Genomic DNA, 24,634 nt, shown 5'->3' on the forward strand with positions numbered 1-24,634 from the left:
CCGGTGGAAGATTTTGCGCCCGTTGCGTTGGCAGGGTAGCCCCGGGGGTGGTTGACAAGTCCTCGCGGTGGTCGGGAGCCGTACGCCGCTGTCAGCTCTACGTGAGGTCGAACGGGGCGGGGGGCCGGCCCTGCCAGATCTGGCGCGAGGCCTGCTCGGGATAGGGAGCGGTCCTCGATTCGGTGGCCAGGACGCGGGTGAGCTGCTGGCCGGGCTCGTAGGAGGGCCATCCGGGCTCACCGGTGGTGGCGAACCGGACCCACGCCTGCTGGAGTTCACGCGACACTGCGACGGCCTCGGGCGCAGGTTCATCGCCGAAGAGTTGCTTGCCGGTAGGGCTGTCCATCGTGCCGAACGCCAAGGGGACGTCGAGGCCGTGGCAGGCGCCGCCGAAAGCCGGTGAGGTGAGTTGCAGCTCGAAGAGGAACGAACTGCCGCCCGCCGCGGTGTTCGCCTCGGCCAGCAGTAGGGAGGGCATGCGGAAGGCGGCGTCGGAGTACACCGTCTCCAGCAGTTCTTCCGGGCTCGCGTGCGGGTGGGCGGCGCGATAGGCGTCCGGGCCGCCCGGTGCCGGGGCGAACACGTCCAGGGCTGTACGGGCGTCCTGCTCGGTGAACGTGCCCCGTCGGCCCATCATGACGCTGAACAGCCGGAATTCATCGCGGGTATGGCCGACGAGCAGGTCGACTCCGGCCGCGCGGCCACCGGTCAGGGCGGGCCACGGCGTCTCGGTGAGGACGCCGCCGTCGACCACGGGGCACACCGCGATACCCAGGTGGGCGAGCCGCCCCCAGCGCTCCCGGTACTGGGGGAGGTCGATGCACAGGGCGGTGACTTCGTCGGCCATGCGTTGCGGGGCGATGTCGGCGAGTGCCGCGGCGGTGGGCGCCGTGCCGAGGCGGTCCGCGAGCGTGGCGGTGACCTGCTTCGCCAGCGCGGGCGTGCAGTGCAGGCCTGGCACCGAGTGTGTGATGGCACGCCGGAACAGAGCACGCGCCGGCTTCATCGTCAGGAGTGCGGCGACCGACCCCGCCCCGCCGGATTGCCCGGCCACGGTGACCAGGTCCGGATCCCCGCCGAAGCGGGCGATGTTCTGCCGTACCCACTGCAGCGCCGTGACCTGGTCGAGCAGGCCGCGGTTGGCCGGGGCGCCGTCGAGGAGAGCGAATCCCTCGGCTCCCATACGGCAGTTGATGCTCACGACGACGAGTCCCGCCGCGGTCAGTGCCGTCGGGTCGTACATCGGGTCGCCGGAGGACCCCGCCATATAGCCGCCGCAGGTGATCCACACCAGCACCGGCAGTCCGGCCCTGCCGGGGTCCGGTGTGCACACATTGAGCGTCAGCCAGTCCGTGTCCTCCGGCTGTGCTGCCCGAGTCGGCCCTGACTGCGGTGCGACGGGGCCGAATTCGGTGGTCTGCCGAATGCCCTCCCAGGGCCGGGCCGGGACGGGAGCGGCAAAGCGGAGCGCACCCACTGGTGGCTGAGCGTAGGAAATACCGCGGAACACCGCGTACCCCTGCTGCCAACGACCTTCGACGACGCCCTCGGCGGTACGCACCCTCGGCGGCTCAAGCATGGCAGATCCTTCCCTCGGCGGGTCTCGGCAGGCTTGTCAGCGTTATCGGTCAACTGTATTATGTCAACCGTATTGGAACGAAGGGAGGAGCGGACGATGCCGAAACAGGTGGACCACCGCGAGCGCCGCGAAGCGATCGCCCGAGCACTGTGGAGGGTGGTGGACCAGCGCGGAGTCCTGCATCTGAGCCTGCGCGAGGTCGCACGGGAGGCCGGCATCTCCCACGGGCAACTGCAGCACTACTTCGCCTCCCGGCAGGCCCTGCTCTCCTTCGCCATGGATCTCGCCGCTGAACAGACCTCGCTGCGTGTCAGCCGGGGGCTGGAAGAACTCGGTGGCTCACCACACCCTCGCGACGTGCTCCGGCTGACACTCACGGAGATGCTGCCACTGCACGCCGACGCTCGCGCGACCAGCCGGATGAACGCCGCGTACGTTCTGGAGGCGCTGCACGACGAGAACGTCCTCACGCGCACACGCGACGGCATGCTCCAAGCGCGGGCACAGGTAGAGAAGTTGATCCGCCAGGCGATCACGGACGGACACATCCGTTCCGACCGTGACCCGAGGACCGAGACCAACCTGCTCTTCGCGCTCACTGGTTTCGCTACCCTGATCGAACTGGACGTGATCGAACCCCAGGAGGTCCTCACGGCCGTGGATCAGCACCTGGACAGGCTGTTCGGCTAGAACGCCCGCATCCACGGCGGACGGCCGTATTGCGTGACCTCCGCAGCCGCGGGCCACGGCCCGGCCTGACTGCCTCGTCCGCATGGCGCACCAGCGGACAGCGGGACGGTTCGCGCGCGATGCCGGCATGCCGGCATCGCGCGGTGTAGTGGGGTCACGACAACTCTTGGCACGGCAGCATCGAGGTGGTCGCAGTGAGCCGAGCGTCGCTTGCCCTCCTCGGAGGCCGGCCTTCCTGGCGCGTGTCAGTCCGTGGGTACCAGCACCACGGGGCAGTGGGCGTGGTGGAGGGCCGCGTGGGTGACCGGGCCCAGTTGAAGACCGAAGTGGCGCGGTCGGCGGTGTACCGCCAGGATGATGGCATCGGCCTCCCGGCTGGCCTCGACGATCGCCTGTGGCGGGCTCTGGCAGACGGCCGTTGCGGAGGCCCGGACGTCGGCATACTCCTGTGCCAGACTGGCGACGGCGTATTGGGGGACCGCTTCGGCGGCCTTGCGCAGCCCTTCGACATCGTCCCAGCCCAGTTGCGAGGGCCGGGCCTGGTCGGAGCGCGGGGCCGGGGACCGCCAGGCGTGCAGTACCCGCAGTCCGGCGTCACGACGGGCTGCTTCGTCGAAGGCGAAACGCAGGGCTTTCACGTCCGTTTCCGCCTCCGACGCCAGGCCGAGGATGATTGTGTCGCGGACGCGGTCCACGTCGCCGCGCACCACCATCACCGGGCTGGTGCAGTGTGCCGCTACCCGCAGGCTGACCGAACCGAGCAGCAGACCTGCAAATCCGCCGTGTCCGCGAGTACCGACGACAGTCAGTGAGGCGGTGCGTCCGCAACGCAGGAGTGCCTCTGCGGCGGATTCCGTGGTCAACGAGGGGATCATGGTGGTGTTCGGCGCGCGCGATCGTGCTCGTGCCACGGCGCCGTCCATCATTCGTCGTGCGCTGCTGTAGAGCAGCTTGCCCTCGTCGTCCTGTACCCCGTAGTCGGGCAGCGGGCGTTTGGGCCAGGGCCAGCCGGCCAGGATCTCCAGGGCCGTGCCTCGGCGCCGTGCCTCGTCGGCCGCGCGGTCCAGAGCCCGTTCGGCGTGCGCCGAGCCGTCGAATCCGACGACCACCCGGCCGTGCGGTGCTTGCGGCGGCTGAGACATACATACCTCCTCCGGCCGTTTTGCCTGGTGGTCATGCGCGGGGGATTGGTTCCGCCAGGCTGTGGGTCACAGGGGCCGCTCGGCATCGCACACCGTCGACCTGGTGCTGGTCGGAGCGCATCGGCGGCGTGGACGCGCTCGGCGTCCGGACGTTGCGCGCAACACCGTGTGGTTGACGAGACCGAGCTGCAGCCCGAAACTGCTGCCGCCGGGTTCGGCGACGGGATACCGTCCTGGCAGTCGTGGACGAGTCGAGCCTCAGCGCAACGGACGGGGCAGGCCTGTGCGCCGGTACTCCGGGACATCGGGTCAGCTGCCCCGCAAGGCCGTGAGGCGGCGTTGGTACTCCTCCTCATCGATCTCGCCGCGCGCAAGACGCTCCGCCAGAACCTGTTGCGGCGTCTGATGAGTGGGCGGTATGCCTGCATCAGGGTGGTTGCGGACGAGGTTCCGGACGAGAAACGCCACCCCGACGAGCAGCAGGCCCCAGAAGATCAGTTGCGCGATCGCCATCGCGAGGAATCCCCAGCCGGTCATGCCGGTGCCGTATCCGTACATCACGTCACTCACCTCCCGGAGAGTCGACCCAAGCGTGCGCCGACGGGGGAACGGCAGCCATGGGCCGGCCAGCCCTGCCCGCTGCCGGTCGGCCCTGCCGGATCGCGACCGTCAGCACATGCGGGGCAGCTGTTCTCCAACGGCATGTCCGCGCCGCTCGCCGTCCTTCCCACGGAGCCCATCACCGTGCGGAGATCTCTGAAGGGAACTCTTTCTTCCAGGACCAGGACCAGGACCAGGGGCAGTACGACCGGCATGCCGCCCCGCATGGCCAGGTCATTCGCGGCGTAGGGATCGCGGTATTCGTCGAGGTACTTCACGAGCTGTCTCCAGCGGTCCTGCACGGCTCAGGACGGCGAGCGGTGGTGGGTCCCGGTCAGGTGCATGTCGGCGTCGACCACGCCTTCCACGCTGCGGATGAGGCGGGCGGCCACCGGGACCAGGGAGCAGTCCTTGATCTCACCGCGGACGGTGACCACCCCGTCGTTCACCTCGATGGTGACCTCCTGGCCGTGTGAGTGGAACAGCGGGCCGATGATCTCGCGACGGACCTCCTCGGCGATGTCGGCATCCTCCCGGAGGAACACTTTCAGCAGGTCGCTGCGGCTGACCACGCCTTCCAGACGCCCTTCGGAGTCGATGACAGGCAGCCGCTTGATCTTGTAGACGGCCATGGTGCGGGCGGCCTGACCGATCGTTGCGTCGGCGTGCACGGTGATGGCCGGTGCGGTCATGAGCTCACTGGCGGTCATGCCGCCGGACTTGACCAGGGCCTCCAGCTCCCGGGCCTGTTCGATGCGGGAGGGGGTGTGGTCGCGGAACTGTTCCTTGGGCAGCAGGTCGGCTTCGGAGACCACGCCGACGACACGGCTCTCGCCCTCCAGGACGGGGAGCGCACTGATCTTCCATTGCTCCATCGTCTTGACGATCTCCTTGAACGGAGCGTCGCGGCCCACCGCAATGACCGTGCGGGTCATCACGTCGTCGACGGTGTGCGGAGACTGCGGTACGGGAGGGGTGCCGGGCATGACGTACTCCTCAGGAACGGTCGACGGTCAGGTCGAGGAAGTGGGCCGAGCAGGCCGGCTGGCGGGCACCGACCGGTGCACCGGTGAGGTGAGCGGCGGTTGCTTCCGGGGCAGGGGCAGGGGCAGGGGCAGGGGCATTACACACCGCTCCCGCAGGGCCCGTACAGATCCATCAGACGCGTACGCGCACACTGCAGCCGTTGCCCGATCACCTCGGCAACGGCCAGTACCAGATCACGTCCCAATACCGGGTCCTCATGACACAGCCCGCGTACCGTCTCCGCGTCGAACTCCCAGGCCCGTACGAGACTGAGTGCCTCCGCCCCGAGGTGCCAGCTGCGGGGCGGAAAGAGCCACGCCCAGCCGAGCAGGTCCCCCTGACCCAAGGTCTCGATGACTGCCGACCGTCGGCCCGGTACATGCAGGTCGAGCTGGACGGCGCCGCTGCGGAGGATCCAGAACCGATCGGCCGGTCGGCCCTCCTCGAAGATCCGTGTACCCGCGGGGAAGGACACTTCGTGCCCCAACGCCATCAACTTCCGGCCCTGCTCCGCCGAGAGGGCCCCCAACCGCCCCGTCATGGTCTTCATCACCGTTCACCACCTTCCTGGTGCGGCCAGCTGACCCGTTCGGTCGCCTGCACGCGGCCCGTGGTCTCCTGCTGCCCGGTCACGCTCAGCGTCGTACGCAGACGGGCCCCGTCGACATGGGCCGAAGCGTCCCCGTCAGGGACCGGACAGCCCACAGGTCGCGCCTGTCCGGCCGTGGCCGTCCGGCCAGTGCCGGGTTCGGCCGGGCGACGGTCGCGATACGGGTGCGCGTTCGGCCCTTTGACGCTGCGGCCTCCTCGCGCAAGGGCGCAAGGGCGCAAGGGCGCGAGGACGCGGGGTGCTGTCGACAGGTGGGCCGCTTGTGGTTCGGTGTGCAGGTACCCCTGTGGCCTGCTGCGTTCTGCCATCGTGCTGCGGGTGCGTGCCCGGTGGCACCGGAGGTGCCGGTCAGGTCTGCGGTCGTCCCGCTCCGGCATGGGTGTGGTTGGTGCCGGTGGTTGACGGCCGAGGTGAGTGGGCGGGTTGCTGGACGACGTGAGCCTTGCCGGGTCGGCCGTGGCGAATTGCGAGGTTGGGTGCCGGGCTCGTGGCCCCCCGAGCGCGCTCGCGTTCTGCCCAGTTCAGCCGGTTGCCCGCCTGGTCGCGACCCACCGCCGCACAGGGGCGCATGGCGTGCTGGTCATGTCGGCCCGGTCACGGTGGTTCCGCGGTTGACGTGGGGGAAGGGCGTGCCGGGGGTTTTGACGCCGAGGAATGGCGCGAGCAGTTCGTAGCCCTCGCCGCCGACGATGTCGAGGACCAGCAGATCGCTGTGGCGGCCTGCAAAGTAGTGGCTCACCTGCTCGACGTGGCGACGATGAATCCGCGCGAACCGGTCGGCATTGAAGTCGAGGCAGCCGTAGACGGCGGCGCGCAGGAAGCGCTGAAGCTCCGCGTAGTTCTCGCCCCAGTCGCTCTTGCTCGCTGTCGGCCGTTCCCAATGCGCCCGACACGAGCGGAGCCAGCTGCTTTCGTCTCGTACGGTCAGGATGAACTTGGCGCTCGGCCAGATGTGGTCGAGCTCCTCGTAGTACGGCACGACGGTGATGTCGGTGATCCCGTCCCGCTGGTTGAGAAGGGGGAAACGGGCGGTGCCGGCGAGCAGGGTTCGGTAGGTGGCGGGATCGCTCGGGTAGTGGGCGACGTCGAAGCCGAGTGTGCGCAATGCCGCGGTCAACGATCGGGTGCCGGTGCGCGACAGGCCCAGGCCGAAGACCTTGGGGCGGGCCGGGCGGATCGGGGCGCCGGTCATGGGCGGCCTCCTCGGCGGGCGGCAAGGAGGTGCGGGGGAGCGGGGGCCGACGGGATCGGGCCCTCGTTGGCCGCACACTGGGCCATGGCGGTCAGCCCGTGGTGCAATTCCGTGCGGGGCCGGTAGCCGAAGGCCCGGGTGGCGAGGGCGATGTCGGCCCCCGTGTGGCGGGCTTCTCCTGGGCCGGCGGGGTTCCGCTGGACAGTGACCGGGCCGATGAGCTGCTCGACGGTCGCGACCGCGTGCTTCATGGAGACCGGGGAGCCGCCACCAAGGTTCGCCACTCCGGTGAAGCCCGAGCGGGCCGCGTTACGGAGGGCGGTGACGACGTCGTCCACGTAGGTGAAGTCACGGGTCTGCTCGCCATCGCCGTACAGCGGGAACGGCTCGCCCATGCGGGCCGCCGCGATCAGCCGGGCGAAGGCCATGTCGGGCCGCTGGCGGGGCCCGTACACGGAGAACAGGCGCAGCGAGACGCTGGGCAGACCGTGGGAAGAACGGTAGAGCTCGCACAGGTGCTCGGCCGCCAGCTTGGTGACGCCGTACGGCGACACCGGTTTGGGGAGGGCTGTCTCAGGAGTGGGAAAGGTCGGTGCGTCTCCGTACACCGAGGAGCTGGAAGTATGGACAAGCTTGCGTAACGGGCGGCTGCGGTGCCGGTTCAGCAGAGCCTCCAGCAGTACCTGGGTGGCGAGCAGGTTGCGACGGACGTAGAGCTCGAACTCCGTGCCCCACGAGGGCCGGACGCCAGGCTGCCCTGCCAGGTGGTAGACGACCTCCGCGTCGGCGAGGAGCGGTGTGAGGTCGGTCTCCAGCAGATCGGCACAGTGGAAGGTGAATGCGGGGTGGGGCCTGAGCGTGTGCAGGTTACGCACCTTGAGAGCCGGGTCGTAGAACTCGGTGAGCGCGTCGATGCCGAGGACGATGTCGCCGGCGGCGAGGAGGCGCGCGCACAGGTGGGAGCCGATGAATCCGGCTGCTCCTGTCACCACCGCCCGCATCAGCATTCACCGGCGGTGGGGTGTCCGGGCGCGCTGGGCAGTACCTGCTCGGCGCGGGCCCGCCACGTGTGGTGGTGCAGTAGTCGGCGCCGTGCCTCGTTGCCGAGAGCGATACGCAGATCAGGGTCTTCGCCCAGCCGTTTCACGGCCGCCGCCCACGCCTCCGGGGAGTCGGGCGGGCACAGCAGGCAGTTGACCCCGTCGGTGAGAACCTCGCGCAGTACGGGCAGGTCCGAGGCGATGACCGCCTTGCCGTACGCCATGTATTCGAAGAGCTTCATCGGGGACACCCACCGGCTGATCTCGCCGACGCCTCCGGCACAGTAGGCCTTGCGCTGATAAGGCGCCAGGACGATGTCGAATGCCCGGTAGTAGGAGCCGAGTAGGGCCGGTGGAAGATGGCCGTGGAAGTGGACATGGGGCAGCCGGCTCCGGCTTTGCCAGTGCTCCTGGTCGGTGCTGGTGCCGCCGACGATGTGGAAGTCGGCCTCGGAAAGACGCTCGGCGAGGCCGAGGATGACGTCGATGCCGCGTCCGGGGTAGAGGTGTCCGACGTACCCGATCCGCAATGCCCCGGCGCGGCCGGGCAGCTGCGCAACGGGGCCCGTGTCGGGGACCGGGTCGGCGCCGTCATGAGCGGTGACCAGGTCGGCGCCGCGCAGCGAGTCGATGCCGGAGAAGGCGGCACGGTAGTCATCCGCGAGCGCCTGGGACACGAACACCACGCGACGGAGGTTGCTGCTGCGCAGGAGCAGGCGTTCGAGGCCGCGGACGACCGGGCTGGACCAGAGCAGATGGGTCTCGTACACGAGCGGGGCGAGGTCGGAGCAGGCGAGCAGCGCACGTAGGTCACGCCCGTACAGCAGGTCGGGCGGGCCCTGGCGGCGCAAGTCGGTGCGGACCCGCAGGGCGCGTGACCACACACCGAGACCGGGCAGGTGTGACTGGGCCGCGGTCCGTACTCCGAAGCGGTTGCGAGTGCCGTAGTAACCGTGCACGTCCTCGACGGGTGTCGCCCCTGGCAGAGCGTAGAGCACGACCTCGTGTCCGGCATCGGTGAAGGCATCACACATCCGCATGACATGGACGCCATTGGCATAGATCGACGGGATGCTGCCGGAGTGCAGATAGGCGATCCGCATGGCTGAGGCTCCTCCGGGGCGTGGAGAAAACGCCCGCCCATGTTCGCCGCCTCATTGCGCCGGGACAACCGTGCCGTAGGACGTCCGACAGCATGACGGGCGCGAAGCGGCGCACGCGGGATGTGCCCGGCGCGGTTCTCGGTCATTTTGGCCGAGCCTGCCGTACCTCCGTACTCACTGCGGACCACAGCCGACATACCGCGTCGGGGCGCCGGCCCCGGCCTGGCCAGGGATTTCGTGTCGGCATGGGCGTAGGACGACGGTGGCGGGCGCAGGACATTCTCCCGATGGCCGGTTTCCCGACGCGGCCGTGCGGACGCGATGGCGGGTGGAATGGTCCTGCGGTAGTCCTGGAGAGTCGGAACAGAGTGCACATGCGCGCACCATCGGCACCCCGTCGAGCACGGCTGGTGCCTCGTCAGGTACGGCCCCGGATGGCGGCCGCGACCGGAACAGCATGGAGGACCGCATGGAGAACCAGGAAGAGACCCGTGCCGGCATGGACGTCGAGCAGGTCACCGAAGAACTTCCCGAGTACGCGCTGATGATCGACATCCCGGACCAGGACTGACCGACGGCGCCGGAGGGGCCGCTGGGGCCGGGTCGGCATCGGCGGCAGCACAGTGGGCGGGCACGACCGCGTGCCGGCCGTGCCCGCCCGTATGCGGTACGCCGAAAGGACGCGCACTCGGTGGAGGTGAGTCGGTGCTGCGGGCAGATCCCGACGCGCGTGAGGCCGCGCGTGACGAGGAGGCCGTCGGAAGAGTGGTGTGCTCCGTCCTGACCTCGGCCGGGATTCCCGTTCCGGCCACCGTTCGTCCGGAAGCGGTCGCCGCTGCCTTCACCGTGCAGGCCGGGCGCCGCCCGGCACTCGACGAGGTCGCCGAGCGGTGGCCCTTGGAGGCCAACGCGCCCCGCGCTGGCCTGGAGCCCGCGCGGCCGGCACCGTACCTCGCCCGTTCCGCCGAACGCGCGCTCGCGATGCTGCCCGCCGCTGCCGACACGATGGGCGGGTCCCGGGTGGCGCCCTGGCGGGACACAGAGCGCGCCGTGTTCGACGACAGCTGCGCACTCCTGGCGGCCCGCTGGCCCCGGATGCTGGCGGAACTGCGCGCCTGCGTGGCGCAGGTGGCGCTCCTGGAGGGGCGCGCGATCGACGGCTTCACCGACTTCACGACCCACGGCGCGGTGTACATCAACCGTGCTCGCCTGGGTGCGAGCCCACGCGGCCTGCCCGGCCCGGTCAGGTTCGCCGAGGCGCTGGTGCACGAGGGCACACACACTCGTTGCAACGCCGCGCAGCTGAGCACCCCGTTTCTCACCGTTCAGGCAGCTGACACAGCTCGTGTGAGGACTCCGCTGCGGCCCGACCCACGTCCACTCGCGGGGTTGTTCCAGCAGGCCGTGGTCCTGGCCCGGTGCACCGCCCTTTACGAACGGCTCCTGGAGTACCGCACCACGGATGACACGGCCCGTTCGGGCATTGCCGCGCTCTTGTCCGACGCCCCGACCGCCCTTGCCCTGTCCTCCCGCCGGGACCATCTGTCGACCGGCGCCCGGCAGGCGATCGGCACACTGTACGAACGCCCCGCGCTGCTCACGGGCCACGGGAGAGCCGTCCTGGAGCAGTGCGACGACTTGCTACGGCCCATCGCCGCCTGACCGTCGGCCCGAGGCCATGACATTCCCCGCGCGTTCCGATGCCGGAGGTGTAACACCGTCGCCGGCCCTCCGCCCCGCTCCGGGAGCCCGCATGCCCCCGCGCACCGTGCCCGCCATGCCGGCCACTTGGTCGCCCCAGGCGTTCGCGCCCTACCCCTTCGCGGCACCGCTGCTGTTCGGCCGCGTCGCCGCCCGCAGCCCGATGTTCGGCACGTCCGCGAGCGCTGGCGGAGACCGCGTGCTCATCGGCAGCGCCGCCGGAACCGAGACGGGTGACGTCGCGCTGCGCTCCCGAAGCGAACTCCTGGAGCGCCTGGGCAACGTCCTCGCGGGCCGGTGCGCGGAGTCCCGCGCGGCCCTCGTCGCCGACCACAGCGGACTGCTGCGCCGTGGGGCACCCGCGCTCGATCCGGCGCCGTGGACCGGGCAGGTGGGCAGACACCTACGCCAGCTCTGGGTGGGTGGCCGATCCCTCCTTCGTGACACCGAGGTGCTGGTCCCCGCCGGCCTGGTCTTCCTCCAGCACCGCGCACCGGAGGGCTGTGCCGTCCCCGTCCGCGTCGGCTCCACCGGTCTGGCCGCCCACCCGCAACGCGGCGCCGCGATCGGGCACGCGGCTTGGGAGACGCTGGAGCGTGACCTGCTGCGCCGCAGCTGGCAGAGCCCGGCAGAGCATCCCCCCGCCGTACGGCCTGTCGACAACGAACTCCCGCCCGCAGTACGGCGCGTGTGCGAGGAGTTCGGCCTGGTCGGCACCGCGCTGACCGTTTCCGTGCCCGGAGCCCACGCGGTCGCGGTGTGTCTGCATACGCCCGACCGGCGGGAGCAGACCTTCGGCGCCCGATGCGGCCCGCCCGGCCGCCACCAAGAACTGCTCGCCAGCGCCTCCTACGAGGCACTGATGGTGCGCTGGAGCATGAACACACCCGCCGCCCACCAGGCTCGTCAGCGGCTGGCGGCGACAGATGGGCCGGTGTCCGCGCTCGAGCACGCCCTGTGGACGTACCAGGGGCATCAGGACGCGCTCGCTCGCTGGACCTGCGGCGCCTCGCGCGACTCCGGGCCGGCACCTCCCGCATCGGGGGAGACCACCCACGGGTGGGCGGACCCGGTGTGTGGCACTGACGGTGCGTCGCAGCGGCCGCCTCACGATCCGGTGCGCGTGCTGGCCGAGCACACCGGTGAGGACGTCATCGCCATCGACACGACGCCGACCGACCTCCATGGCGAGGAAACGGTGATCCTCCGCTTGGTCGCCCCCGGCACCCTGCCCCTGCCGTCCACTTCCCACCCAAGCTCCGCAGCCCCGCCCCATCCTTTCGGCTGACCGTTCCCCTCCCGTCCAGGCTTCCCGCAGAGGAGCATGATGACCGCGGCCCCCGGATACGCGACCGACTTCGCCGACCGCTACGACGACTGGTTCGCTCCGCCGACGCAGACCACAGACGCCACGGTCGCCCTGCTGGCACGGCTGACCGCCGGCGCTCCGGACGGCCCCCTGCTGGAACTGGGCATCGGAACCGGGCGCGTCGCCCTGCCCCTGGCCGCGCGCGGATACGAGGTGCACGGCATCGATGCCGCCGAGACCATGCTCGACCGCCTTCGTACCAAGGCCGGGGGTGAGCACATCAGCGTCAGCACCGGTGACTTCGCGGACGTCGAGCACGACGGGAAGTTCGCCCTCGTCTACGTCGCCAACGGGACGTTCTTCGAACTCCCCTCCCAGGAGACACAATTGCGGTGCTTCGCGCGCGTCGCACAACGGTTACTACCGGGCGGCCTGTTCGTCCTCGACGCACACATGCCTGAGGCCCTGGCGGCCGACTGCACCACCGGCGCGCAGCCTGTCCAGTCCGCCACCGGCGCTTCGGTGCTCCGGGCCCGCCGTATCCATCCCGCCACCCAGCACTACGTTTCCGACTACCTCGTTCTCGACCACGGCCTCTTCCAGCACGTCAGGGTCACCTTCCGCTACGCCGCCCCCGGCGAGCTCGATCTCATGGCGGCCTCGGCGGGTCTGCGACTGCGCGAGCGCCTCGGGGGCTGGTCCGGTGCCCCCTTCGGCGACCGCAGCAGCTACCACGTCAGCGTCTACGAACTGCCCACGTCCGTATGAAGGCGGCGAACGCGGGCGGATCCCGCGACCCGAAGGCGTACGTACTCGGCAACCGCGAGCTGTGGGAACAGTGGACCCCGCTGAAAGCCGCGTCAGCCCAGTACGATCTGGCAGGATTCCGCTCCGGCGGATCCCGGATGCGGGCACTGGAACGCGCCGAGGTCGGCGCGGTGCACGGCCGCTCGCTGCTCCACCTGCAGTGCCACGTCGGTGTGGACACGCTGTCCTGGGCTCGGCTCGGCGCCCGCGTCACCGGCGTCGACTTCTCCTCCGAAGGTGTGGCCACGGCCCGCTCCTTGGCCGCGGACATCGATCCCACCGCCGTCTTCGTCGAGGCCGACGTCCTCGATCTGCCCGCCCACCTCGACGGAACCTACGACATCGTCTACACCTCCCACGGGGTCCTGGGTTGGCTGCCCGACCTGAACCGCTGGGCAGAAGTCGTCGCCCACTTCACCGCGCCGGGCGGCTTCGTCTATGTCTTCGAGTCCCACCCCGCAGCCTGGATGCTCGACAATCACGTCCAGGAACCCCGCCTGAAGCTGCGCTACTCCTACTTCGGCGAGGAGAAGCCACTGGCCTTCGAGTACCGGAGCCCCACCGCCGTCCCCGATCAGCAGATCTCCGGTGCTGAGCACGTATGGGGCCACAGCCTCGGCGATGTCATCAGCGCCCTTGCGGGCGCCGGACTGCGCATCGAGTTCCTGCACGAGTGGCCCTTCGTGGGCTGGCGTCTGCTGCCCTTCATGGAACAGGGAGCGGACGGCTGGTGGAGGCTGCCGGAAGGCCTGCCGGCCATGCCCCTGTCCTTCTCCCTGCGCGCCTCCAGGCCACCCGACAAGCCGGCTGAGGAGCGAACCGGCCCGCAGTCCGACGGAGAATAGGCGACGATGACCGTATCCCTGGCAGCCGTACGCGAGTCGACGCTCTGCGAACTGGACCTCCGTGACGTACTGGCGGGCCACCTGATCGTGGTCCGCGGAGGTCTGGATCAGCTCGCCCCGGACCGGCCATTCACCCGCGCTGCTTCGGAATGCGTCGCGGCGGTGGCCTCCTCGGATGCGGCACACCGCATCGCGGACCACGGCCTGGAGCAACTGCACACGGTTGCGGGGATGGAGGAGGTCCGGTCGGTCCGCGACGAGCTGGACCGCCGCGTACGACCGGCCGCCCATCAGCTTCTGCTGAGCTTCATCGAAGTACTGTCACCGCAACGCCGCCGACTGTACGTCAGTGACCACCTCGGGGTGCGGATCATGCCGCCCCGGAGCTGCGCCGACGGCCAGGAAGGGCAGTTGCGCAACTACACCGGCTTCCTGATCCCCACGGATGCGCACGTGGATTCCTGGTTCAACACCGCGGTCAACTCCGTGAACCTCTGGATGGCCGTCAGCCGCGTACGGCGAGACAACGGTCTGCTCCTCTGGCCGGACGCCTATCGGAGCCCTCTGCGGCACGACGGCGTACGGCTCGATCCCCACCAGGAGATCGGCGAGCCGGTCGAGGTCGAACTCGGCCGGGGCGATGTGCTGCTCTTCGCCGGTGACCACCTCCACGCCACCCGCCCGAACACTGGCCCCGAGACCCGCTGGGTGATCACCAAGCGGATCTGCCTCGGCCCGCCCCGCTACCACCCGCGCGCCACCGGCTGGGTCCCCTACGCCGACCCCCGCCTCCTCGGCACCCCTCTCGCGCCGCTGGCACCCTTGCGCTCAACACTGACCGCAGGCCGGGCCCGTCATCTGCTCCGCTCCACAGGCCGATACCTGCCGCTCCGTGCACGCCGGTAGAGAAGCAATCCCCCAGAAGATCACATTGCCCGCGACATGCCGGACCGGAATGCGCATCGCGCTGCCTCTCCCTGATACCGCGGTCGGCCACGGCCGCGGTCCTGGCCAACAGGGCACCAGCACCGAGACCACTCGCTGGCGGGCCACCTGCTGAACTTCCTGGTCTGGTGCCGGCGGCTCCCACGGCGGCTCGTACGCGCCGCCTGGCCAGGAGGCCGCGATGATCGCCGCCGCCCCGCCCCGCCCCGCCAGGCTGCTGCTCTGCGTCATGGGCGGTCGGCCGACTGGACACGGCGCATACTCCGATCGCCAGCACCGCCGCACCGCCCAGCGCCGCGACCGTCGCCTTCACGATCGACTTGGTCTGCCGCCACACCCAGGCGATCGACACCAGATACATGCCGCCCAGCACGAGCACCTTCAAGAAAGTGATGGCCTGCTGCCCCAAGGCCGTGACGTCAGCGAACGTCCCCGCCATCTGCATCACCGGCTTGCTCCGTTCTTCTCTCCACTGCTCGGCGTCTTCAGGGCAGGGGCGGCTTCCAAGGCTGCGACCTCCCACCGGCCATCGCGGCCGCGCAGCTGGATTGCGTACGTCATCGGCCGCACGGTGCCCTGACGGTCACCGGCTTCGACCTCCACCAGGTTCCGCCGCTCGCCCCGCCCGGTTGTCGGCCTGGCTCGGCCGGGTTGTCGCTGTGCTCGGCGATCGAGGTGATGCCCACAGAGGAGTACGGCGCGGGTGAGATGGAGCGCAGCGCGGTGCCGGGGGAGAGGTAGCGACCAGTAGCCGCCGGACACCTTCCGCACCCGCACCGGCGAGATCGACTCCACCCGCTGCGCCCCGCCCTCCTGGGACCACGTCAGATCTGCGGCCGACGGGTAGAGAGCGGCCAGCTCCTTGCTCGATGCTCCCTGGCCGGCCCGTACGTAGGCGGCGACGGCCTGCTCGGCGAAGCGGGCCGGCCCCACCGTGTCCTCACGGGTCACTCGCTGCGGCTGTACACGTACCGGCGTCATGGTGGTCGCGCCGGCCAAAGCGACGGCCCAGCCGCTTAGCAGTGGCCCGCCCAGCACAAGCGTCCACGCGCCCCACCGGATCAGCGCTGTCCGGTTCGCCATGGCACCCGTCGACTTCGCCGCCCACCCCGTCTCCACCGGCTCCACGACATCCACCCCTCGGGCGGCCGTCTCCTCCGCTGCCGTGCGGGGCCACGTCACGAACGACTCCCGGAGGTGCCACCGCTCAGCTCGTCGATGCGCTGGAACAGCGCCGGCTCGGGCTGCCGCTGGAGCGCCCCGAACGCGGCATGCGCCACCTCGGCGTACTGCGACACATACGTCCGCAACGCAGCGAGCGTGCCGGCGGTGAACGGCTCCATCACCAGCGCGACCGCCAACCGCATCGTTCGCCGCCGCGCGTCCACCAGCACCTGCTCACCCCCGCCCAGCTCTCCGAGCCCCGCCTTCCGATCACGCATCGTGACCACCCCTTCTCCAGGCACGCTGCCACCCACTGCGCCGCGCGCTCTGAAGAAGGACTCGCAAGTGCCCAGATGTGACAGCGAGCCAAAGAAATTCCGACGTATCTGCCGAGCCCCGCGAAGCAGCTGCGCAGACGGGCGGCACGCGCGCACAGACATGTGACCGGTCAGCCGGACCGCTCACGACTCCCACCAGTCACCGCCGCTCCGTGGCCGATGCCGGCCCGTGCCTGGTGAGGCGACCGGAGGAGGCTTGCCACGTTCTTCTCGACTTCGGTGGCGCATTGCCGGGTCACGTATCGTCTCCCGACGTCGGATTCCGTAAAGATCGAGCTGGGCTGCCGAGGAGTGAGCCATGAGCAAGCCATCGACCGCAACGCCGGATGAACTGCACCGGAGACTGGGAGTGGCCGACGCCGTGGTGATCGGCCTGGGGTCGATGATCGGCGCCGGGATTTTCGCGGCGCTCGCCCCGGCCGCCCGCGCGGCCGGCTCCGGACTGCTGCTCGGCCTGGCGCTCGCCGCCGTGGTCGCCTACTGCAATGCCACTTCCTCTGCCCGGCTGGCTGCCCGCTACCCGGCTTCGGGTGGCACGTATGTCTACGGCCGCGAGCGGCTGGGAGACTTCTGGGGCTACCTGGCGGGGTGGGCCTTCGTGATCGGCAAGACCGCCTCCTGCGCGGCGATGGCGCTCACGGTCGGCTCGTACGTGTGGCCCGGCCAGGCGCACGCGGTCGCGGTCGCCGCGGTGGTGGCGCTGACCGCGGTGAACTACACCGGGGTGCAGAAGTCCGCCTGGCTGACCCGGGCGATCGTGGCTGTGGTCCTGGCGGTGCTCGCCGCTGTGGTGGTCGCCGCGCTCACCTCCTCCGTGTCCAGCGGGGACCGGCTCGAGGTCGGGGACGACACCACATTCGGCGGGGTACTCCAAGCGGCGGGCCTGCTGTTCTTCGCCTTCGCCGGGTACGCCCGCATCGCCACCCTCGGCGAGGAGGTCCGTGACCCCGCCCGCACCATCCCCCGGGCCATCCCGCTCGCACTCGGCATCACCCTGGTCGTCTACGCCGCCGTGGCCGTCGCCGTCCTGACGGTGCTCGGGCCCGGAGGCCTGTCCGGTGCCGTCGCACCGCTGTCGGAGGCGGCCCGGGCCGCGGGCGCCGACTGGCTGGTGCCAGTCGTGCGCGTCGGGGCTGCCGTGGCCGCGCTCGGATCGCTGCTCGCGCTGATCCTGGGTGTCTCCCGCACCACCCTCGCGATGGCCCGCGACCGGCATCTGCCCCACGGCCTGGCCGCCGTACACCCCAGGTTCAAGGTGCCGCACCGTGCCGAACTCGCGGTCGGCGTCGTGGTGGCGGTGCTCGCTGCGACGGCCGACGTGCGCGGCGCGATCGGCTTCTCTTCCTTCGGCGTCCTTGCGTACTACGCCATCGCCAATGCCTCCGCCTGGACACTGGGCCCGGACGAGGGCCGCCCTGCGCGGATCATCCCCGTCCTCGGGCTGGCCGGCTGCCTGGTGCTGGCCTTCGCCCTCCCGGCGACCTCGGTGATCTGGGGCGCCATCGTGCTGGTCATCGGAGCCGCCGCCTACGGAGTACGCCACACGGCGGCCAACAGGACCACAGGCCGATGACCGGCCCCTACAGCGCCTCGTTTCCGAGGACTTCGCGGGCCAGTTCCTCAAGGGCCCCGCGATCCGCAGCCAGCGCCTTCTTCCCGGTGTCAGTGGCCTTGTAGACCCGGCGAGTACGGCCGCCGACCACTTGCTGCTCGGACACCAGCAGGCCGTCGGCCTCCAGCCGGTGCAGCGCCGGATACAAGGTGCCGGGGCTGATCCGGTAGCCGTGACGGGCCAGTTCCTCGGTCACCCACGCGCCGTGGATCTCCTCCTTGGCCGCGTGATGCAGGATGTGCAGCCGTACCGCGCCCCGCTGGAACTCCCGCTCCTGGCCCACCTCCGGCGGCGGTGACGAATCCGATATCGGCACCCGTTCCTGTGCCGGAGCCGACCGAGCAGCTGCCGGCAGTCGCCCATCGGGTGTGCCAAAAGGCGTGGGCTATCGGGCGTCACCAGGGCACTGATCGGAAGAAACGTCCCCGCTGTGTTCGCCATGTTCGGTGGCGCGGGACCATTCGTCACTTAGCATCGCGTGCACCACTGAGTCCCGCCATTGGCCGGCCTTCTGGATGCGCCCGCGGATTCGGCCCTCCTCGACCATGCCCGCTCGCGCCATCGTGTTGGCGGAAGCCTCGTTGAGAGGCGAGCGGGCACCCCAGATGCGGTGCAGGCCCAGCTCCTCGAAGCCGAGACCGAGGAGGAGCCGAACGGCCTCTACGCCGTACCGTACGCCCCATGCATGGGGGCGCAGCGCGAAGCCGAAGGTGGCGGCGCGCTGCTGATGAGGGTCCAGGGCGAGTCGGCTGTACCCGATCAGCTCGCCGCCGTCGCGTTCGATGATCGCCAGTGCGTATTCGCTGCGCGGCGGGGCCCTGCGTCGTTGCATGGCGTAGCAAAGCACCCAGCCAGCAATCACTGTGCACCCGCCCCTGCGCACGGTCCCGCTTCTGCATCAGCGGCAGAAGATCCTCCAACGCCAGATCAGGCAGTCCCCTGGCAGTGAGGACGCCGGCGTCGTGCAGCCATCCGAGGGCCACGTCGACGTTGGCTTGGCGCACACCCACGCCCACTCGGTGGTCAGACATGAAAAGGCATCCTGGCGGTCGTCCACGGCACTGCTCCTCTCGGATCACCTACCGTGAAATATCCGCAACGCCCCTTGGCCGACTGCTTGCCCAGCCGCGCCATTGCTGCAGGTCAACCGCTGTTGCACCCGTTTGCCTTCCGTGGGCATCCGCGCGAACCCGGCTGCGCTTGCAGCCGACCCATCCACGGCTGGTCCCGTCGGGAGTTCGTACTCGCTCCAGAGATGACGCGGTACAGCCCGCCGGACGCAGCGGACCCGTCCTGCGGCTGAGGCCGTGGGGGAGCATCCTGCCGGGCCTCGCCCGGCAGGACACTCGCCCGGCCGGATGACTCAAACGAAGGTGGCTAGACGTGGAAGGCAGTGGTGGCATCGAGGGCGGCCCGCTCGGTCCTGACACGGTTCACCGGCGCACTCTCGTCGGCGTAGCCGAAGGAGATTCCCACGAGCAGCTTGCCTTCGGTGACGCCGAGTTCGTTCCGGATGGTGTCGGCGTAGAAGCTGAGTAGCCCCTGCGGGCAACTGGCCACGCCGTATGCGGCCATGGCCAGAAGCAGCGTCTGCATGTAGGCGCCGACGTCGGCGGCCAGTCGTGCCCCGCCGTCACCGGTGACGAACAGGAACGCGGCGTGGGGTGCCCCGTAGAAGCGCAGACTCTCCGCGTTGTAGGCCGCGCGTGCCGCGGAGTCGTCAGGCTCGATTCCCAGCACTCCGTACAGGTCGGTGCCGAACGCCGCCCGCCGCTTCTGGTGGACGGGGGCGTACATGCCCTCGGAGTACGGGAAGTCGGCCGAGGCGCGCTGTTGGGCATGGGCCGCCTGCAAGGCGTCCGCCAGGTGTTCGCGCCTCGCGCCGCTGACGACTTCGACCCGCCACGGTTGCGCGTTGGAGTTGGACGGAGCGGTGCCGGCAAGAGAGAAGATTGCACGCATCGTCTCCCCGGGCACGGCTTCGGGGCGGAACGCGCGTGTCGCGTGGCGACCGCGTATCAGTTTCTCCGCGTAGTCGCTCAGTTCGGTGGAAGCCAGGCCGCTCATGGAACTCTCCTCAAGGGACGCTTAAGTAAACGTATGCGTTTACTTGCGGCTCTACGGTAACCCCTCACTCCCGTTGAAGTAAACGGGAACGTATACTTCCCTCATGGGTACGGTGATGGCGACGACTCGACGGCAGGGGCGCGGTGGGCGCGAACGCATCCTGGCCGCCGCCGCCCAACTGTTCGCGACCCAAGGGATCAACGCGACCGGCATGGAACAGGTCGCAGAGCAGGCGCCGGTGTCCAAGCGCACCCTCTATGCGCACTTTCGAACCAAGAGCGACCTGGTCATCGCCCATCTTCAAGATCTCGCCTCGACGGGGCACACCCTGGAGAGCGCGCTGACTCGTGAGGACATCCCGGCGAGAGAGCGGATCCTCGCACTGTTCGCCCCGCTTGCGGCAAGCGCGATTCCCGTACGCGGATGCCCGTTCATCGACGCCGCCGCAGAGTTCCCCGACCCACAGAGCGCGGTCCACTCCTACGCCCGCGAACAGAAGCTGCTGATGGTGCAGCTGGTAACCGCGCTGGTAACGGAACTGGGCTGCCGCGAGCCCGCCGCACTCGCCGAACAACTCGTCACTCTCGCGGACGGGGCCGCCAGCCGCGCCATGGTGCTGAGTGATGCGGACTACGGGCGCCACGCCCGGGCGGCAGCAGAGGTCCTCCTGGAGAACGCTCTGCCAGGCACGAGCTGACGAGGACGACGCTCGCGGTGGGAAGCACCCGGTGCCGGCACAGCCTGCACTCGCACATCGCCCCCGGCGGTTCCAGGGCCGGGGGAGAAGTCTGTCAGCTCGCTTACCCAGCGAATGATCCAAAAGAGGCCGCCGAAGCCTGGCCGACTCAAGGCCCGCGGGCGACCGCAACAACGCGGACCGGGCCGAAGGGGCAGGCTATCCGGATGCGGCGTCGGCTGCCTCAGACGACTCTGTTCGAGCGTCCGTACGGTCGGGTGGTGGCGCTGGGACGCTGGAGTCCTCCCGGGTGGTCTGGCCACCAAACAGCTCCTGCTGCTGTGGGCGGTGAGAGCGAAACGGGCCATCGGATCCACCGTGAGCGTTCAACACGTCATCAAGGCCCTCATCGCCCGCCTGGCCGGTCAGGCGGGCGAGCGCATGGTCGTGCGGCGGTGTACCGGACTGTCCGGGACAGCCCCGAATGCTGCTCTGACCTGCATGTTCGCTATGGAACGGGGACGGAACCGTTCCGTACTGTCCCGGTGCGCCGGAGGGATTGCCCAGGTGTCTCGGGGTTGGTGAATCTCGTTCCGGCTCGGCCCACGAAGGGCTGAGTGACCCGGAAGAGAGGAACATTCCCTTGCTGAAGAAGCTGGAAGCCATCGGCGCAGGTCTGCTGGAGCGGTTCGTGCCCAGCATCGAGGCGTCCGCGGCGCAATGTGGCTGCAAGTGGTTCAAGGCGTGCTGGCAGTGCCCCAGCAACCAGCAGTGCAAGGCGTACTGCTGTGACGGACAGGGCTGTGTCGTCAAGAGCACCTGGTGCGGCGCGCGCTCCTGCTGACCGGGTCTGAAACGGGGGCGGCGCCCACGTGGCGCCGCTCTTCCCAGCAGAGGTGGATGTCTGTCATGCACTACCTGGCCATCGGCCTGCGCTGCCTCGTCGGCGTCGTGTTCCTGATCTCGTCCCTGAGCAAGCTGGGCCCATCGTCGCACCGGGAATTCCGGGCGTCCTTGCGGGCCATGAGGCTGCTGCCGGACCGCCTGACAGCGCCGGCCGCCGTCTGCGTCGTGTCGGGTGAACTCGCCCTGGTCCTCTGCCTCGCCGCCCCCTCGCGCTTCCTCGTGGTTGCGGGCTTCGCTGTGGCGGGCCTGCTTCTGCTCGTCTTCTCCGGTGCGATCGCGGTCCTGCTGCGACGCGGCAACAACAGGCCGTGCCGCTGTTTCGGGTCGTCTGCGACGGCGCTCGCGCCGCACCACGTACTGCGCAATGTGCTGCTCGCCGCGGCAGCAGCCACCGGTGCCTTCGCATCGACCGCGGCCCGCGGGCCGCTGGAGTGGGCCGGGGTGCTGGTCGCTGTCTGTGCCGGAGTCGCGTTGGGTGGCCTGGTCACCGTGCTCGATGAGATCGCCTCGCTGTTCCGGCCGGGTGGCGCCGTACCTGCCCCGGTTGCCCGGGACCGGACCGTCGTCCCCGTTCCGGCCCGTGAACGTTCCCGCTCGGGGCGCTCGGCTCCCTCCGCCCCGCTCGTCATCCCTGAAGCATCCGATGCGCTCGAAGGGGCCGATGCATCCGATGCGTCCACGCCTCCGAAATGTCCGCACATCCGAAATGGAGTGAAACGATGAATGCGCTGTTCATAGCTCTCGTTGTAGTCCTGGGGCTGTTGTGCTGCCTGAACATCCTGCTGACGATCGGTGTGGTCAAGCGGCTGCGCGCGCACAGCGACATGCTGGCCCAGCGGGGCGGCCCGAGCGAGTCGGACGTACCCGTCGGGCTGGAGGTCGGTGAGTTCGCCGCCGTCACGCTTGACGGTGAGGAAGTGGGCCGCGACGACCTCGGCGACGACTGTGTCGTGGCCTTCTTCATGCACGACTGTTCGCCCTGCCGGGAGAAGATGCCGCGATTCGTCGAGTACGCCAAGAAGCTGCCCGGCGGCCGAAACCAGACACTCGTGGTGGTGGACGAGGACGGCGGCAAGGAGCAGGAGTTCGCCTCGGCGCTGGCTCCGGTCGCGCGAGTCGTGGTGACCAACGGCATGGGCCCTGTCGCCGGAGCGTTCAAGGTGTCGGCCTTCCCGACGATGCTGCGCGTCGCACGGGACGAGCTCGGTCAGGTACGGGTCAGCGCCAACAGTATCGACCTGGACCAGCCGGTGGGTGCTCTTATCTGATGGCCGAGCCTGCGATCGCCGCCGCAGCAGCAGCCGACGGGCCGCCGGGCGCTTCCGGGGGCGCGGCAATGGGCCTCACCGCCGTGAAGGGGGAGACGCTCCGTCCGCAGGGGGACAGCGCCCCGAAGGCCCCGGGAGAGGACGGCGGCCCGAACATCCCAGGAGGGGACGGCGGCCCGAAGGACTCGGGGGAGGGCGGGGGGCCGGCAGTCCTACGGACGGCCTGCCGCCTGGCCTGCGCCGCGGCGCCCGGGACCTTCTCCCTCTACGTGATCATGACTCTGGTGGGTGGTGTCCTGCCGGTCGCGGCTGCCTGGCTGACGAAGCTGATCCTCGACGGCCTGTCGGGCTCGGGCCGTACCCCTGCCTTCGATCCGATGTGGTCGGCGGTGGGGTTCGCCCTCGCGGGAGTCCTCCTCGCTGTCGGGCCCCAGGGAGCCGAGTACCTGCGTACGGAACTCGACCGCTCGGTCGGCCTGCGGGCACAGGACCAGCTGTTCCGTGCGGTTGAGCGGTTCGTGGGTCTCGCCCGCTTCGAGGACCCCGCATTCCTCGACCGGCTGCGCCTGGCCGAACAGGCAGGCGGGACGATGCCCCTCCAGGCGGTGGACGGCCTGCTGCGCCTGGGCCAGTCGGCGCTCGTGCTCGCCGGGTTCCTGATGTCGTTGTGGACCTTGAATCCGGGCATGACGGTCCTGGTGCTCTTCGCCGGCATCCCCACGCTGATCGCGGAGGTGGCGCTGTCCCGGCAGCGCGCACGGGCCTCGGCCACGGTCGGTCCCATCGAACGCCGCGAGATGTTCTACAGCCACCTGCTGTCGAGTGCGGCGGCCGCCAAGGAGATCCGGCTGTTCGGAACCGCCTCCCACTTGAGGAGCCGGATGCTGGCGGAGCGCCGCGCCGCCAACGCCGAACGGCGGACGGTGGACCGCAGGGAAGTCACCTGGCAGGCGGGGCTGGGAGTGCTGGGGGCCCTCGTCTCGGGCGGCGGCCTGATCTGGGCGGTGACAGCAACGAGCCGGGGCGCACTGTCCCTGGGGGACGTGGCGATGTTTCTCACCGCCGTCGTCGCCGTGCAGGGCGCGCTGGTGGGCCTGGCGGGGGCGCTCGCCGGAACCCACCAGTCGCTGCTGATGTTCGGCCACTTCGTCGCCGTCACCACCGCGGCGGAGGACCTGCCGGTCGCCGAGAAGCCCCGCGATCTGCCCGCCTTGAGCGGGGAGATCGAGTTCGACGACGTGTGGTTCCGTTACTCGGCGGACCATCCGTGGATCCTGCGGGGCGTCAGCCTCCGCATCCCGTACGGACAGGCCGTTGCGCTGGTCGGCCTGAACGGCGCGGGCAAGACCACCCTGGTGAAACTGCTCTGCCGGCTCTACGACCCGGTGAGAGGTGCGATCCGGTGGAACGGCGTGGACCTGCGCGACGTGGACCCGGTGGAACTGCGCCGACGGATCGGGGTCGTGTTCCAGGACTACATGAACTACGACCTCACCGCTGCCGAGAGTATTGCCCTGGGGGACCTCAGTGCGCTGGACGACCGCGAGCGTCTGACCAGCGCCGCACGCGAGGCAGGCATCCACGATGCCCTCAGCCGCCTTCCGTACGGCTATGACACCCTGCTCTCCCGCACATTCATGATGGAAGGCGACAAGGACGACCCGGAGACGGGCGTGGTGCTGTCCGGTGGACAGTTCCAACGGCTCGCGCTGGCAAGGGCGTTGCTGCGCAATGCCAGCGAACTTCTGATACTTGACGAGCCGTCCTCCGGTCTCGACGCCGAGGCCGAGGCCGAGATCCACACTTCCCTGCAGCGTACGCGCACTGGCCGATCCAGCCTGCTCATCTCGCACCGCCTCGGCGCACTACGGGGTGCCGACCGGATCGTCGTTCTGGAGGACGGCCGCGTCGCGGAGGCAGGCAGCCACGAGGAACTGCTCGAACTCGACGGGACGTACGCACGGCTGTTCACACTCCAGGCATCCGGCTACCGGGCTGCCACGCGCGACTGAGG

At 69.8% G+C, this 24,634-nt stretch carries 24 protein-coding genes and 1 pseudogene; 12 read left to right on the forward strand and 13 right to left on the reverse strand.

The features are described 5' to 3' along the window. Positions 1 to 97: 97 nt before the first annotated feature. A complete protein-coding gene (locus tag ABZ840_RS07910) occupies positions 98 to 1,579 on the reverse strand; it encodes a carboxylesterase family protein (RefSeq protein ID WP_361554974.1) in 1,482 nt (493 codons plus the stop codon). Between the two features lie 96 nt (positions 1,580 to 1,675). On the opposite strand from ABZ840_RS07910, the gene ABZ840_RS07915 reads away from it, so the two are divergent. Then, positions 1,676 to 2,269: a TetR/AcrR family transcriptional regulator gene (locus ABZ840_RS07915; protein ID WP_361554977.1), complete on the forward strand. Its 594-nt coding sequence runs from the start codon at positions 1,676 to 1,678 to the stop codon at positions 2,267 to 2,269. 245 nt (positions 2,270 to 2,514) lie between these two features. Here ABZ840_RS07915 and ABZ840_RS07920 read toward each other — a convergent pair whose 3' ends face one another. From ABZ840_RS07920 to ABZ840_RS07950, 7 genes are all read right to left on the reverse strand, one after another. Next, complete coding sequence (locus ABZ840_RS07920; RefSeq protein ID WP_361554980.1) at positions 2,515 to 3,411, reverse strand: universal stress protein; 897 nt, start codon at positions 3,409 to 3,411, stop codon at positions 2,515 to 2,517. A 309-nt stretch (positions 3,412 to 3,720) separates the two neighbouring features. Then, positions 3,721 to 3,981 carry an SHOCT domain-containing protein gene (locus ABZ840_RS07925; protein ID WP_361554983.1) on the reverse strand — a complete coding sequence of 87 codons (261 nt, stop codon included), beginning with the start codon at positions 3,979 to 3,981 and terminating at the stop codon, positions 3,721 to 3,723. 335 nt (positions 3,982 to 4,316) lie between these two features. Continuing rightward, positions 4,317 to 4,997: a CBS domain-containing protein gene (locus ABZ840_RS07930; RefSeq protein WP_361554986.1), complete on the reverse strand. Its 681-nt coding sequence runs from the start codon at positions 4,995 to 4,997 to the stop codon at positions 4,317 to 4,319. A 137-nt stretch (positions 4,998 to 5,134) separates the two neighbouring features. Beyond that, entirely contained in the window at positions 5,135 to 5,578 is a 444-nt protein-coding gene (locus tag ABZ840_RS07935; RefSeq protein ID WP_361555411.1) for a cyclic nucleotide-binding domain-containing protein, read from the reverse strand. 649 nt (positions 5,579 to 6,227) lie between these two features. Then, positions 6,228 to 6,839 (reverse strand): sulfotransferase family protein, encoded by a 612-nt coding sequence (locus tag ABZ840_RS07940; protein ID WP_361554989.1) that lies wholly within the window; start codon positions 6,837 to 6,839, stop codon positions 6,228 to 6,230. Then, positions 6,836 to 7,828 carry an NAD-dependent epimerase/dehydratase family protein gene (locus ABZ840_RS07945; protein ID WP_361554992.1) on the reverse strand — a complete coding sequence of 331 codons (993 nt, stop codon included), beginning with the start codon at positions 7,826 to 7,828 and terminating at the stop codon, positions 6,836 to 6,838. Before ABZ840_RS07945 ends, ABZ840_RS07940 begins: the two co-directional genes overlap by 4 nt. Before the next feature lie 11 nt (positions 7,829 to 7,839). Continuing rightward, on the reverse strand, positions 7,840 to 8,982 hold the full coding sequence (locus ABZ840_RS07950; protein WP_361554995.1) for a glycosyltransferase family 4 protein: 1,143 nt from the start codon (positions 8,980 to 8,982) through the stop codon (positions 7,840 to 7,842). 705 nt (positions 8,983 to 9,687) lie between these two features. On the opposite strand from ABZ840_RS07950, the gene ABZ840_RS07955 reads away from it, so the two are divergent. From ABZ840_RS07955 to ABZ840_RS07975, 5 genes are all read left to right on the forward strand, one after another. Next, on the forward strand, positions 9,688 to 10,644 hold the full coding sequence (locus ABZ840_RS07955) for an HEXXH motif-containing putative peptide modification protein (RefSeq protein ID WP_361554998.1): 957 nt from the start codon (positions 9,688 to 9,690) through the stop codon (positions 10,642 to 10,644). A gap of 115 nt (positions 10,645 to 10,759) precedes the next feature. Beyond that, entirely contained in the window at positions 10,760 to 11,971 is a 1,212-nt protein-coding gene (locus tag ABZ840_RS07960) for a YcaO-like family protein (protein WP_361555001.1), read from the forward strand. Between the two features lie 39 nt (positions 11,972 to 12,010). After that, positions 12,011 to 12,760 (forward strand): class I SAM-dependent methyltransferase, encoded by a 750-nt coding sequence (locus ABZ840_RS07965; protein WP_361555004.1) that lies wholly within the window; start codon positions 12,011 to 12,013, stop codon positions 12,758 to 12,760. Beyond that, on the forward strand, positions 12,757 to 13,644 hold the full coding sequence (locus ABZ840_RS07970) for a class I SAM-dependent methyltransferase (protein ID WP_361555007.1): 888 nt from the start codon (positions 12,757 to 12,759) through the stop codon (positions 13,642 to 13,644). The genes ABZ840_RS07965 and ABZ840_RS07970 overlap by 4 nt, the downstream gene beginning before the upstream one ends. 6 nt (positions 13,645 to 13,650) lie before the next feature. Beyond that, positions 13,651 to 14,550 carry a phytanoyl-CoA dioxygenase family protein gene (locus ABZ840_RS07975; RefSeq protein WP_361555010.1) on the forward strand — a complete coding sequence of 300 codons (900 nt, stop codon included), beginning with the start codon at positions 13,651 to 13,653 and terminating at the stop codon, positions 14,548 to 14,550. Between the two features lie 483 nt (positions 14,551 to 15,033). Here the strand turns inward: ABZ840_RS07975 and ABZ840_RS07980 are convergent, their stop codons facing one another. Together ABZ840_RS07980 and ABZ840_RS07985 are read right to left on the reverse strand one after the other, a co-directional pair. Further along, positions 15,034 to 15,771, reverse strand: a complete 738-nt coding sequence (locus ABZ840_RS07980) for a hypothetical protein (protein WP_361555013.1) — start codon at positions 15,769 to 15,771, stop codon at positions 15,034 to 15,036. Then, positions 15,768 to 16,031: a hypothetical protein gene (locus tag ABZ840_RS07985; protein ID WP_361555016.1), complete on the reverse strand. Its 264-nt coding sequence runs from the start codon at positions 16,029 to 16,031 to the stop codon at positions 15,768 to 15,770. Before ABZ840_RS07985 ends, ABZ840_RS07980 begins: the two co-directional genes overlap by 4 nt. A gap of 358 nt (positions 16,032 to 16,389) precedes the next feature. On the opposite strand from ABZ840_RS07985, the gene ABZ840_RS07990 reads away from it, so the two are divergent. Continuing rightward, positions 16,390 to 17,664, forward strand: a complete 1,275-nt coding sequence (locus tag ABZ840_RS07990; RefSeq protein WP_361555019.1) for an APC family permease — start codon at positions 16,390 to 16,392, stop codon at positions 17,662 to 17,664. A gap of 7 nt (positions 17,665 to 17,671) precedes the next feature. Here ABZ840_RS07990 and ABZ840_RS07995 read toward each other — a convergent pair whose 3' ends face one another. From ABZ840_RS07995 to ABZ840_RS08005, 3 genes and pseudogenes are all read right to left on the reverse strand, one after another. After that, entirely contained in the window at positions 17,672 to 18,013 is a 342-nt protein-coding gene (locus ABZ840_RS07995; protein WP_361555414.1) for a PadR family transcriptional regulator, read from the reverse strand. A 75-nt stretch (positions 18,014 to 18,088) separates the two neighbouring features. Further along, positions 18,089 to 18,514: pseudogene (locus ABZ840_RS08000) on the reverse strand (GNAT family protein); the annotation flags it as partial. Between the two features lie 566 nt (positions 18,515 to 19,080). Further along, entirely contained in the window at positions 19,081 to 19,770 is a 690-nt protein-coding gene (locus ABZ840_RS08005; protein WP_361555022.1) for a nitroreductase, read from the reverse strand. Between the two features lie 103 nt (positions 19,771 to 19,873). Here ABZ840_RS08005 and ABZ840_RS08010 point away from each other — a divergent pair, with 103 nt between their 5' ends. The 5 genes from ABZ840_RS08010 to ABZ840_RS08030 all read left to right on the forward strand — a co-directional run bounded on the left by ABZ840_RS08010 (position 19,874) and on the right by ABZ840_RS08030 (position 24,632). Then, a complete protein-coding gene (locus tag ABZ840_RS08010) occupies positions 19,874 to 20,467 on the forward strand; it encodes a helix-turn-helix domain-containing protein (protein WP_361555025.1) in 594 nt (197 codons plus the stop codon). Between the two features lie 622 nt (positions 20,468 to 21,089). Then, entirely contained in the window at positions 21,090 to 21,290 is a 201-nt protein-coding gene (locus tag ABZ840_RS08015) for a hypothetical protein (protein ID WP_361555028.1), read from the forward strand. A 65-nt stretch (positions 21,291 to 21,355) separates the two neighbouring features. Then, positions 21,356 to 22,075 (forward strand): MauE/DoxX family redox-associated membrane protein, encoded by a 720-nt coding sequence (locus ABZ840_RS08020; protein ID WP_361555031.1) that lies wholly within the window; start codon positions 21,356 to 21,358, stop codon positions 22,073 to 22,075. Then, complete coding sequence (locus tag ABZ840_RS08025) at positions 22,072 to 22,620, forward strand: hypothetical protein (protein WP_361555034.1); 549 nt, start codon at positions 22,072 to 22,074, stop codon at positions 22,618 to 22,620. The genes ABZ840_RS08020 and ABZ840_RS08025 overlap by 4 nt, the downstream gene beginning before the upstream one ends. After that, entirely contained in the window at positions 22,620 to 24,632 is a 2,013-nt protein-coding gene (locus tag ABZ840_RS08030) for an ABC transporter ATP-binding protein (RefSeq protein WP_361555037.1), read from the forward strand. The genes ABZ840_RS08025 and ABZ840_RS08030 overlap by 1 nt, the downstream gene beginning before the upstream one ends. Positions 24,633 to 24,634 lie beyond the last annotated feature (2 nt).

The organism is Streptomyces sp. NPDC047117, from assembly GCF_040643545.1.
GTDB lineage: Bacteria > Actinomycetota > Actinomycetes > Streptomycetales > Streptomycetaceae > Streptomyces.

Excerpts from the sequence above, each read along its gene's own strand:
- ABZ840_RS07910 (WP_361554974.1), bottom strand. The coding sequence starts at position 1,579 with ATGCTTGAGCCGCCGAGGGTGCGTACCGCCGAGGGCGTCGTCGAAGGT.
- ABZ840_RS07915 (WP_361554977.1), top strand. The coding sequence starts at position 1,676 with ATGCCGAAACAGGTGGACCACCGCGAGCGCCGCGAAGCGATCGCCCGA.
- ABZ840_RS07920 (WP_361554980.1), bottom strand. The coding sequence starts at position 3,411 with ATGTCTCAGCCGCCGCAAGCACCGCACGGCCGGGTGGTCGTCGGATTC.
- ABZ840_RS07930 (WP_361554986.1), bottom strand. The coding sequence starts at position 4,997 with ATGCCCGGCACCCCTCCCGTACCGCAGTCTCCGCACACCGTCGACGAC.
- ABZ840_RS07935 (WP_361555411.1), bottom strand. The coding sequence starts at position 5,578 with ATGACGGGGCGGTTGGGGGCCCTCTCGGCGGAGCAGGGCCGGAAGTTG.
- ABZ840_RS07940 (WP_361554989.1), bottom strand. The coding sequence starts at position 6,839 with ATGACCGGCGCCCCGATCCGCCCGGCCCGCCCCAAGGTCTTCGGCCTG.
- ABZ840_RS07950 (WP_361554995.1), bottom strand. The coding sequence starts at position 8,982 with ATGCGGATCGCCTATCTGCACTCCGGCAGCATCCCGTCGATCTATGCC.
- ABZ840_RS07960 (WP_361555001.1), top strand. The coding sequence starts at position 10,760 with ATGCCGGCCACTTGGTCGCCCCAGGCGTTCGCGCCCTACCCCTTCGCG.
- ABZ840_RS07965 (WP_361555004.1), top strand. The coding sequence starts at position 12,011 with ATGACCGCGGCCCCCGGATACGCGACCGACTTCGCCGACCGCTACGAC.
- ABZ840_RS07970 (WP_361555007.1), top strand. The coding sequence starts at position 12,757 with ATGAAGGCGGCGAACGCGGGCGGATCCCGCGACCCGAAGGCGTACGTA.
- ABZ840_RS07975 (WP_361555010.1), top strand. The coding sequence starts at position 13,651 with ATGACCGTATCCCTGGCAGCCGTACGCGAGTCGACGCTCTGCGAACTG.
- ABZ840_RS07985 (WP_361555016.1), bottom strand. The coding sequence starts at position 16,031 with ATGCGTGATCGGAAGGCGGGGCTCGGAGAGCTGGGCGGGGGTGAGCAG.
- ABZ840_RS07990 (WP_361555019.1), top strand. The coding sequence starts at position 16,390 with ATGAGCAAGCCATCGACCGCAACGCCGGATGAACTGCACCGGAGACTG.
- ABZ840_RS08005 (WP_361555022.1), bottom strand. The coding sequence starts at position 19,770 with ATGAGCGGCCTGGCTTCCACCGAACTGAGCGACTACGCGGAGAAACTG.
- ABZ840_RS08010 (WP_361555025.1), top strand. The coding sequence starts at position 19,874 with ATGGGTACGGTGATGGCGACGACTCGACGGCAGGGGCGCGGTGGGCGC.
- ABZ840_RS08020 (WP_361555031.1), top strand. The coding sequence starts at position 21,356 with ATGCACTACCTGGCCATCGGCCTGCGCTGCCTCGTCGGCGTCGTGTTC.
- ABZ840_RS08025 (WP_361555034.1), top strand. The coding sequence starts at position 22,072 with ATGAATGCGCTGTTCATAGCTCTCGTTGTAGTCCTGGGGCTGTTGTGC.
- ABZ840_RS08030 (WP_361555037.1), top strand. The coding sequence starts at position 22,620 with ATGGCCGAGCCTGCGATCGCCGCCGCAGCAGCAGCCGACGGGCCGCCG.